This is a genomic window from Herbaspirillum lusitanum (assembly GCF_026127345.1).
Taxonomy (GTDB): domain Bacteria; phylum Pseudomonadota; class Gammaproteobacteria; order Burkholderiales; family Burkholderiaceae_D; genus Herbaspirillum; species Herbaspirillum lusitanum.
On record NZ_QXFG01000008.1, the window covers coordinates 794,048 to 803,235 of the forward strand.

Sequence of the window (9,188 nt, forward strand, 5' to 3'; positions counted from 1 at the left end):
ACACTACATACGGTCGTTTTAATGAAAAAGCCCCTTAATCGGGGCTTTTTTGCGATGTTCATCTGCGAAAAATAATATGAAAAGAGAAATCGAGCGTCGTCGGAACTTGCCAGCGTTTAGTCTCGATTTGGCCGAGTTAGATTTGCTTTGGCAAAGACTTTTGAAGTTATTCGACGGAGATGGATACCTTCATAGTGAAATCACTATTAATCTCAATAGGTCGGAGAGCTTGAGCTTTAATTCCGTTGAGGAAATTAAGGATTACAAGTTAGTCGCTAGTTCGGCAAGTGACTTTACTTTATCTATATCAAAAGGCGGAAAATCCATCCGCCTCATGACGAGTCTATCTTTCTTTAATCGGGCCGTGGTATTAGCTCGCGGGGAGGACGAAGCGTGGTGTGCTGGCGGTATAGAAGTCGTTGTGTCATTCCTCCAAAATCATAAGTGTTGGTACCGGATGTTGGCTTTGATGCCATTTGGAGTGCTTCTGGTTATCATGACGAATCTTCCAACTGTCCTTGGAATATATAAAGACGGAAATAAAATTTCTACTTTTATGTTCGTAGCGTGGATTTTGATTTTGGTCGTCTTTGGCATCCTTGCCGTTTTCAGGAATAAATTTTTCCCTTCTGGACGCTTGATCTTCACGAGAGAAGAAAATGTTGTCAAACGTTATTCTGCGGAGATAACCCTTGCTATCGCGGTGTTCGCTGCGGTGGTTGCAGCGCTTAGCTGGTTAATGCCAATGAAATGAAAATAAAAAAGCCCCTCACGGGGCTTTAGTTTTTTTTGTGGCTTGGTATCGTCAGAAAAACGATTTCAGAACGAGGGCGGCGACGCCTGCGACGATAAGACCAAGCATCCATTTCATGAGCGTCAAATCAGTTCTGATCGGAGCCAGTTCGATTTGCAGGTCCTTTTTCGAAACTGTATCAGCTGTGTCCGATGCGGTTTTAATTGCTTCGGAGATAGCTTCCGCCTGAGCTTCGGCTAAGCCGGCAGCTTCTAGCTTTTTAATGAACTGGTGGGTGTCAAAGGTCACGGTGGTCATATCAATGGGTTCCTGTCAAAAGTATAGCACTGAGTGAGATTAAGCAGCCTGGCTGTTGCCGTGGCCGGTGTCTGGGCTGGTTGGTTGGTCGACGGGAGGCCGAAAGTCCGGGAAGGCGATCACGTCGGCGCGGGTTACGCCTAATTTGGTGCGACGATGGCCTAGACCGACCTGATGCATCCATAGGTCATATTCAAGGCGCTGGAGCCGGAGGATTTCGGGAATCCACCACGGCATTTTCTGTTTGCCTGTAAGCCAGCGGTGCACGGTGTGTTTGTTGCGCTTGAGGCGTCTGCCGATTTCCTCGGCGGTTTGGCCTTGGGCATAGTACTGAAATTCAACCGGATTACCGTAACGTGAGTTTGGATAACGCATGATGTTTTTCGGATTAGTTGGTGTGAAGGAGGTATCGGCAACGGGGACGGAAAGTGTTGCCGTTTTGAGCATTGTTGAGATTCTTACAAGTATCTTTGTGCTGTTATTCTAGATCGCAAGTTTCGCATAATTTACATTATGTAAAATGTAATATGTTTGAGAAAAACCCGGATAAACGCACTGTTCAGCAAAAAGCTCTCTTGTTGATCGGCTCGCAGACTTACCCCTCTCACAGTTCTACCGATCGCAGCCAATAGTGAGCGGATCCGCCGGCGCCGTTTGAAAAATCTGGTTGATCCAGTTACCGAACAACAGATGCGCATGGTCACGCCACTGGTTTCTGGGAGACTTGGTTTCACAGTCTTCTGGAAAATAGTTACGTGGAAGATGAATGCTTCTTCCCGCGTCCCGGTCGCGGAAATATTCGTCGGCAAGCGTGGTCGAGTCGTATTCGATGTGATTGAAGATGTGAAGCGCGTGGTGACGCGGATCGTTGAGCAAACAAAGCCCCGTTTCCGACGAGTCGATCAGTACGGATATACCGCTGCCGGGTGGAATGTCGTTGCGCCGCATTTCCATCCAGCGCGATACCGGAATGTCAAAATCGTCGGGAAAACCTTTCAGGTAAGGCGAGCCGCTATCCAGCCCGTGATGACTAAATACGCCAAAAGCTTTTTCACTCAGCAAGTATCTCGGCATGCCGTGGAAATAATGCATCGCCGCCTGGGCTCCCCAGCAGATGTTGAGGCAACTGTGGACGTTGGTTTGAGTCCATTGGAAGATATGCGTGAGTTCGTCCCAGTAAGCGACTTCCTCAAAAGGCATCTTTTCTATCGATGCGCCGGTAATGATGAAACCGTCGAATTTCTGCTCCTTGATGTCGCTCCAGTCGCAGTAAAACGATGCGATGTGTTCGCTTGATGTGTTCCTCGGGACGTAGCTGGAAGTCTTGATGAGATTCAGTTCGACCTGCAATGGCGTGGATCCCAGCAGGCGGGCAATTTGGGTTTCGGTATTGATCTTGTTGGGCATGAGGTTCAGCAAACCGATGCGCAACGGCCGCTGAGACTGAACTGCCGGGCCCTGCTCGTCCATCACCATGACACCCTCCATTTTGAGCGTGGATAGTGCTGGCAAACCTTTGGGAATTTTGATGGGCATGGGCGTCTGATGTCTTTTATTTAGCATAGTATCATCGGTATTTTTAGCGGCTATACCGTGCGTCTCACCTTTTAGAAAGCCGTCTGGCAGTCGTCCCCTCGCATACACTGTCGGCTGAATTCAACGACGCCATCTTTGTTCAACCAGACCGACAATCCAAACGATTCACCATGGCTGCACCTGATTTGCAGATGATCCCTCCGGCAGTACTTTCCGCGCAGGCTGCGCTGGACATTACGTTTCCCGTGCTGCCTCTCCATGCCGCGCTGTGTATCAGCGTCACGCTGGCGCCAGCGCTGTTTGCTGGGATACCGAATTGTTGCTATGAATATACGTCTTTGTCCGAGCAAGAGCGCGCCGGACGTTTCCTGCACACCGAGGATGCGCTGAGGCATTTGTATGGCCGCGCCCTGCTGCGCCGAGCTGCGCTTGCTTATGGCGTCATGCGCGGCATACAGGAATTCGAACTTAATCCCTGGGGAAAACCGGTCTTTCCCGGCGCCTCGCTACAGGGCAATATCAGCCATTCGGGAATGCAGGTGTGGCTGGCGCTGGCACGCGATTGCGAGATCGGAATCGATATCGAGTCCGCGCAGGCTCCCGCCGATTTTGCCGAGATCGCGACGTCGTTCCATCCGCAGGAACGGCAATCGATACGCGAGGCATCTGATGCACCTCAGGCGATGATGCGTTGCTGGAGCCGCAAGGAGGCTGTGGCAAAGGCCGTCGGGCGCGGATTGTCGCTACCGCTGGATTCTTACGCCGTGGACTGTGGCATCGACGCGACCGACTGGCTCAGGCATGCCCCGCCCGGCACCGAGTTACCGAATTGGCATTGCGTCGATCTGCCGCCGACGCCCGATCATGTCGGCGCGGTTTCCGCGCATGGCGACTGCCGCCAGATTCGCATCTGGCAACTGAACATCGGCACCGGATCGGTGTGATCGGCTGGCGCCCAGAGGAGAAAACATGAGTGTGCCTACCCCAATCACCAGAGCCGGATTGTATCGCTTACAGGCGCAGGATGTGATCGTCCGGCACACGTCCATGGCCGGCGTCAGCATGGTCATTCCCGTGCCTTTGCTCGACATGGCCGTGGCGATGTCGGTGCAGATCAGGATGGCTCAGAAGCTGTGTGGGATTTACGGTGCCGAATTTAATCGTCACGCGGCGCGCGACGTCATCACCGGCATCCTGGGAGGCTTTTCGCCAGGCAGCATCAGCGCGACCGCACTGCGCTATCTCTCTTTCGCCAGTTACTTTGCCGGCACCCTACCATCGGCTGGCCTGAGCGCGGCGTATACCTATGTCCTCGGCGAAGTGTTGCTGGAGCGCCTGATCGCCACCGGACGCATTGACCTGCCCTCGCCTGCCGAAATCACGCCCTCATTGTCTGAAATGAGGGCCTGACCCGGCACCCCGAATGGCCTAGCGCATTGGAGGATGATCGAGCGAGGGGCGTGGCTCCTTGCGATGGGTTTCTCGCGCCTGCAGGTCGGGTATCGGCGCAACCGGTTTTACGGCGGCGGGTTCAGGCTTTATTGAAGAGAGCTTCTCTGCCGCTCCCGCGCCCTTGCCGGTAAGGCTTCCGGATTTCAGCTCAAGTCCGGTGTCGCCCTTGCCCAGATCGGCGCGCGACGCAGCAGGCTTGTTCTTGGCGTCCTTCTTGTCCTGCGGCACGCCATCGCCGTTAATCGAAATCAACGGCAAACCGCCGGTCTTTTCGCTGCCGATCACGACCACCTTGGCGTTTTCTGAGCGGGCCAGTTCCAGCGTCGCTTCGATGCCACGCCAGCGCAGGTAGGCATCCGACATGCCACCGCTGATGATTTCCTGGAAGTTGCGGATGCCGAGCGCTTCCACGCGCTTGCGTTCGCTCTCCTGCTGTTCCTTTTCGACAATCAGGGCATATTGTTCGACTTCGTGGCGCGCCACGTTCTTGCGCACGATGGCGTCTTCCACGCCGTCAGGCAGGACGATGCGCTTGATCAGCACGTCTTCGATCAGGATCCAGTTCTGGCCGGAGCGCAGTTCCGTGTTGAAGCGATTCTTGATGTCATAGCGCACCGATTCCGATATCTGGTTCTGGATTTCCAGGCGATGGCTGGTGTAGATATCCTCCGGACGATAGATCGCAATCACGTCGCGGGCGCGGGCGCCGACCGACTGACCCAGCAGCGTCTCGGCGTACTCCGGACCGGCGTATTTATGCAGCTCGCCGAGGTGTTCGGGGATCACGCGGAAGCGCCAGGCCAGCGTCGCCATCAGCTTCAGTCCGTCGGACGACAGCACTTCGAATTCACGTTCCACGCTCTGCAAGCGCGCGTCGTAGATGTACATCTCGTCCCACGGGAGCATAAGATGTGTGCCTTCCTTCTCGACGTGATCGATCACGGTGCCGCCGTTGAAACGTTTCCACAACACGCCCAGATGGCCGGCCGGAATCGTGACGATCATCGACGGCAGCAGGAACGCCAGCAACACCACAAGGATTACTCCCACAATCAGCAGATCGTTGCTGAAAAACTGCAGGCGCCGGCGCAATCGCTGCCACGCGGATGCTACCGGAGGATGGAATTCTTCGATGGTGCTCATGTTGCTGCTCCCTTGCTGGAGATACTGGTAACGCGGCCGTCCTCAAGGTGGAGGCGGCGGTCGGCGTGATGGAAATATTTGTCGTCGTGGGTAATCGCGATGACGGTGATGCCGGCGGCGCGCAGGCGCGGCAAGACAAGCTGGTAGAACTTGGCGCGAAAATGCGGATCCTGATCGGCGGCCCATTCGTCGAGCACCATGATCGGCGGATTTTCCAGCTGTGTCGCCACCAAGGCGAGCCGCTTGCGCTGCCCGGTCGACAGATCGACGGTAGAAAAGCGGCGGCCGTCCAGATGCGCCTTGTTTTCGACTTCCATTTCGTCGATCAGGCTGGCCGCGCGTTCACGGTCGATGCGTTCGACGCCATACAGTGTCGGGAACAGATGAAAATCGGAAAACACCGCGCCGAACATGTCGCGATAGCGCTGCATGTCGGCCCTGCCCACCAGCCTGCCGTCAACCAGGATCTCGCCGGAATCGGCCGGATAAAGTCCGGTCAGCATCTTGATGAAAGTCGTCTTGCCGGAGCCGTTGCCGCCGGTAATGAACAAGGTCTCGCCGCGCCGTATGCTCAGGTCGATCGGACCGACCACAAAGCGTTCGCCGCCCTCGCCTCGCGCAAAGGTCAGATGCCGCAAGTCGATGGTGCTGAAATCTGAAAATACCGGTGCAGCTGCCTCCCGCATGTCGTCTGCGACGATGCCTTTTTCGACGTTCTCGTCAAACAACTTTTCCAGTTTCAACAGATTCTCTGCTGCGGCATTGGCCACCGTGATCTGCGGTGCAGCGGAAATCACGCCAGATACCGGGCCGACTAGAAACAGCACTGCCGTGAGCACCTTGACCGTGCTGTCGGCGAAGCTGGTGCTCAATGCCGGCAAGATAAACACCAGCGTGCCCAGCAAGATGAAGATGGCAACTTGCGAAAAAACGAAATTCACACCCAGCGCGCGCTGCGCCAGGGAGCGGAAGAACGCCGTCCGGCCGGACACCATGACCGCATCCTGCAACAACTCGGCGGCACGCCGACTGGACAGCTTCACTTCCTTGAAACCGGCCAGCAGCCCTTCGACCATTTCGTGCAGGGCGACCACTTCTTCATGGGCGCGCCGCAAGTCGATGCCTGCGCGTTCACCGCGCTTGCGATACAGGCGTGCTGCAATCAGCAGAACCACGGCCACGAGCGCCAGTGCAGGCAGCGACAAGGTCGCAATGTAGATCGTGGTCCAGAAGATCATCATCACCGCCTGGACGCCAAGAATCAGGCTGCCTGCAGTCTGCGAGATGGTCTGCGTATCGGCGTTGATGGCGGAAAAAATAGCGCCGTGGCCGATCTTTTCGACCCCCAGCAGTTCGCAGTCGGCCAATTTGCGGATCAGGCTGCGACGACGCTCGTCGACGATCCGCTCAACTTCGTCGGTGGTCGTCTGCAAGACATAACGCTGGCTGAAGATATACACCAGCAGGGCGATGCCGTAGAGCGCAACGGCAACCAGATGGTTGCTATGGGCGGTCTGCGAGGCGGCCGCAGAATTGACGATCGCCAGTATGCCGGTGCTGGCCGCGCCGGCCAGAAGCGCCATCAGCCCGAGGCGTTGCAGCGAAGTCCGCGCATCGCGGACAAGAAGTTCGGTCAGCCGCATCAGATCAGCGCTCTGCCGGCTCGTGGGAATAGTGCTTGCTCTTGTCGTCGAGGGCAGCGAACAGCAATACGTAAATAAACGCCACCAGCGGCGTCAGCAAAAACGCCAGCACCAGCGTGCGCAGCGATCCAAGCTTGCTTCTGCGCGCGATGAATGCAACCAACAGGCACAACACGACATAGATTAAAAATGCGATAGGCATGATGAAGGCTCCTTGTTATTTCTTGTCTTGAATTTTTAACGGCACTGCACCGTACTCCAACGGCCGCACGTCTTGGGCACAGCTCTCGCCGGTGTCGTACAGGCATTGGATGACTTCGACTTCGCCGGTCGTTTCTTCGCACGCGGAGGTGTCCAGCACGCTCGGAAAATAGTGCAAGTCCTGCTTGCCGGTCTTGATCAGATAAAAGCGCGACAAGGTGCTGCCGATGGTCTTGCCCGCCTTCTTGTAACGGATGCCGACGACGAGTTCTTCCAGTGTCTGGTTGGACGAATTGGTCAGCTGGATCTGCGGCGAACAACTCGGCTTTTTGTTACCGCCTTCATTGGCGACCATAATCGCCTGCGGCACCGCCAGGTAGATCAGCCCTTTCGGACGGCGTTTCTTGAGCAGCTCCTGCAGCGGCTGATCAGACACGAAAGCGCCTGCGCCAAGATGATGGCTGGCGTCCTGTGCACGCGCTTGCACCGGCAGCACACCGGTCAGTGCGACTAGTCCAGCCAGCGTTGCGATCAGTGTCAACCGGCTTTTCCTTCTTGCATGCAGCGCAGCGGTGGGCGGCAATATTCTTTTGTTGTTCATTGTGCGGCTCCGCTCAGGCGGAGACAAGTGATGATAAATCGGCCGACCGCGCCAGCGCCAGATCGGTGTTCAACGCCGGACAGATATCGGCGCTGCGGAGAAAGAAATGATCTCCGGCAAACTCTCTCAAGATGAAACCAGCTCTCGTGAAACGCCGCCAGCCGGCCATCGCCTGGGCATCGGCATGCACGTCGTCGACGCCGGCATAGCCCGCGATCGGATACGCGGCAGATGCAGCGCCAGCATAGGCGTCCGCGTCCAACGGCGCGGCTGCGAGCGCAAAGTCAGCACGCATGACCGGCAGCGTGAGGTCCCAGAATCCCTGTTCGTGTGCCATCTCCACAGGAATCCCGCCGTATTGCAGCAATAGTGCTTTGAACGACTCGTCATCCAGGCCCACTGCCTGTAAGGCCGGCGACGGCAGATCAGGCGGCAGGTGCGCCGCGACGATCAGCTGCGCGGGCGGCGTACGGGCGGCAGCCAGTCTGGCAGCCAGCGCAAAGGCGAGACGCGCGCCCATGCTGTAGCCGAACAAGGCATAGGGACGATCAAGCATGGGGGCAAGCGATTTCTGCAAAGCCGCCAGCATGTCTTCCCATACGTGCAAAGGCGTTTCGCCCAGGCGTGTCTCGTGACCGGGATACTGCACCGGGGCAACGCCGATACTGGCCTCGGCCAGCCGGGCGCGCCAGGGAAGGAAATTCGATGCGCCTCCGCCCGCGAAGGGCAGGCAAAACAAGCGTGTGTGCGCATCCTCCCGGCCCATGCCGAAAGGAAACCAAGCACGTGATTCTTCTGGTGCTGTCATCGAAAATCAGTCATTCCACGGGATGCATGCGGCCGCCTGGGGGCGCATAAAAAATACCGGAAGTGCATTCACTCCCGGCATGCAGTTTCTTGCAGGGTTTCCTGCCGGATTCCCTGCAAATCGTGCCGGCAGGGATCAGATTGCATCTTTCTTGGCGCCGGGCGCATGCTTCTTCAGGAAATCCTTACCCTCCTGAACATGCTGCTTCAGCTTTTTGCCCATCTCTTTCGTATCGACGTCGAGCAAGGTGCCGCCCGATGCAAAGTGCTGCAGGAACAGTTTGCCGACCGCATAAGTGGTTGCGCCCGCCAGCGTGGATTGCGCCAGGACGCCTGCGGCGATGCCGACGCCCGGGATGAACTTCAAGACGCTGCTGACCGGACCGGCAATCAACAACGGCAAGTAGCCGCTGAGCACCGCGCCCAGTAGTTTTTTGCCGGTTTCGTCGGACAGCGTGAAGCCGTACAGATTGCCGATCTTGCGCAGCAGGCTCAGTTGCACGCCTGTCAGCGCGATCAGGTCAAGACCTGGAATCGGCAGGATACCCACGCCCATGGCTGTCATTGCATGATTTTTGATGGAATGCAGCGCCTCGTTTTCGACTTCGGCCGGCGTCAGTTTTGCAGCCTGCTCAGTTGCCTGCTCATTCGCATGTTCTGCTGCCGGTGCTTCTGCCGTGATCGTTTCTTCTGCTTGATCGGTAGTTTTCATTGCAATCTCCTTCATAAATTAAACGCCCTGACGCGCATGAGA

12 protein-coding genes are annotated in these 9,188 nt (G+C 56.5%); 3 read left to right on the forward strand and 9 right to left on the reverse strand.

Annotated features, from left to right (window positions below):
- The first annotated feature begins 76 nt into the window (after nucleotides 1-76).
- The gene (locus DXT88_RS12060; RefSeq protein WP_265213665.1) at nucleotides 77-754 is read left to right on the forward strand and encodes a hypothetical protein; all 678 of its coding nucleotides are present in this window, start codon (nucleotides 77-79) and stop codon (nucleotides 752-754) included.
- A gap of 51 nt (nucleotides 755-805) precedes the next feature.
- Here DXT88_RS12060 and DXT88_RS12065 read toward each other — a convergent pair whose 3' ends face one another.
- The 3 genes from DXT88_RS12065 to DXT88_RS12075 form a co-directional block, all read right to left on the reverse strand.
- The gene (locus tag DXT88_RS12065) at nucleotides 806-1,051 is read right to left on the reverse strand and encodes a CCDC90 family protein (RefSeq protein ID WP_007878713.1); all 246 of its coding nucleotides are present in this window, start codon (nucleotides 1,049-1,051) and stop codon (nucleotides 806-808) included.
- A gap of 39 nt (nucleotides 1,052-1,090) precedes the next feature.
- The gene (locus DXT88_RS12070; RefSeq protein WP_265213670.1) at nucleotides 1,091-1,498 is read right to left on the reverse strand and encodes a helix-turn-helix domain-containing protein; all 408 of its coding nucleotides are present in this window, start codon (nucleotides 1,496-1,498) and stop codon (nucleotides 1,091-1,093) included.
- 165 nt (nucleotides 1,499-1,663) lie between these two features.
- Nucleotides 1,664-2,587, reverse strand: coding sequence for a homoserine O-succinyltransferase (locus tag DXT88_RS12075; protein WP_265213671.1), 924 nt, complete (start codon nucleotides 2,585-2,587; stop codon nucleotides 1,664-1,666).
- Nucleotides 2,588-2,757: 170 nt separating this feature from the next.
- Here DXT88_RS12075 and DXT88_RS12080 point away from each other — a divergent pair, with 170 nt between their 5' ends.
- Nucleotides 2,758-3,531 carry a 4'-phosphopantetheinyl transferase family protein gene (locus tag DXT88_RS12080; RefSeq protein ID WP_265213673.1) on the forward strand — a complete coding sequence of 258 codons (774 nt, stop codon included), beginning with the start codon at nucleotides 2,758-2,760 and terminating at the stop codon, nucleotides 3,529-3,531.
- 25 nt (nucleotides 3,532-3,556) lie between these two features.
- Nucleotides 3,557-3,997 (forward strand): DUF697 domain-containing protein, encoded by a 441-nt coding sequence (locus DXT88_RS12085; protein ID WP_265213675.1) that lies wholly within the window; start codon nucleotides 3,557-3,559, stop codon nucleotides 3,995-3,997.
- A gap of 18 nt (nucleotides 3,998-4,015) precedes the next feature.
- Here the strand turns inward: DXT88_RS12085 and DXT88_RS12090 are convergent, their stop codons facing one another.
- The 6 genes from DXT88_RS12090 to DXT88_RS12115 all read right to left on the reverse strand — a co-directional run bounded on the left by DXT88_RS12090 (nucleotide 4,016) and on the right by DXT88_RS12115 (nucleotide 9,146).
- Nucleotides 4,016-5,182 carry a prohibitin family protein gene (locus tag DXT88_RS12090; RefSeq protein ID WP_265213677.1) on the reverse strand — a complete coding sequence of 389 codons (1,167 nt, stop codon included), beginning with the start codon at nucleotides 5,180-5,182 and terminating at the stop codon, nucleotides 4,016-4,018.
- On the reverse strand, nucleotides 5,179-6,825 hold the full coding sequence (locus DXT88_RS12095) for a cyclic peptide export ABC transporter (protein ID WP_265213678.1): 1,647 nt from the start codon (nucleotides 6,823-6,825) through the stop codon (nucleotides 5,179-5,181). Before DXT88_RS12095 ends, DXT88_RS12090 begins: the two co-directional genes overlap by 4 nt.
- Nucleotides 6,826-6,829: 4 nt before the next feature.
- Nucleotides 6,830-7,027, reverse strand: coding sequence for a hypothetical protein (locus DXT88_RS12100; protein ID WP_265213680.1), 198 nt, complete (start codon nucleotides 7,025-7,027; stop codon nucleotides 6,830-6,832).
- Nucleotides 7,028-7,042: 15 nt separating this feature from the next.
- The gene (locus DXT88_RS12105; protein ID WP_265213682.1) at nucleotides 7,043-7,567 is read right to left on the reverse strand and encodes a hypothetical protein; all 525 of its coding nucleotides are present in this window, start codon (nucleotides 7,565-7,567) and stop codon (nucleotides 7,043-7,045) included.
- A 73-nt stretch (nucleotides 7,568-7,640) separates the two neighbouring features.
- Nucleotides 7,641-8,435 (reverse strand): thioesterase II family protein, encoded by a 795-nt coding sequence (locus DXT88_RS12110; RefSeq protein ID WP_265213697.1) that lies wholly within the window; start codon nucleotides 8,433-8,435, stop codon nucleotides 7,641-7,643.
- 135 nt (nucleotides 8,436-8,570) lie between these two features.
- Nucleotides 8,571-9,146, reverse strand: a complete 576-nt coding sequence (locus DXT88_RS12115) for a YcjF family protein (protein ID WP_265213699.1) — start codon at nucleotides 9,144-9,146, stop codon at nucleotides 8,571-8,573.
- Nucleotides 9,147-9,188 lie beyond the last annotated feature (42 nt).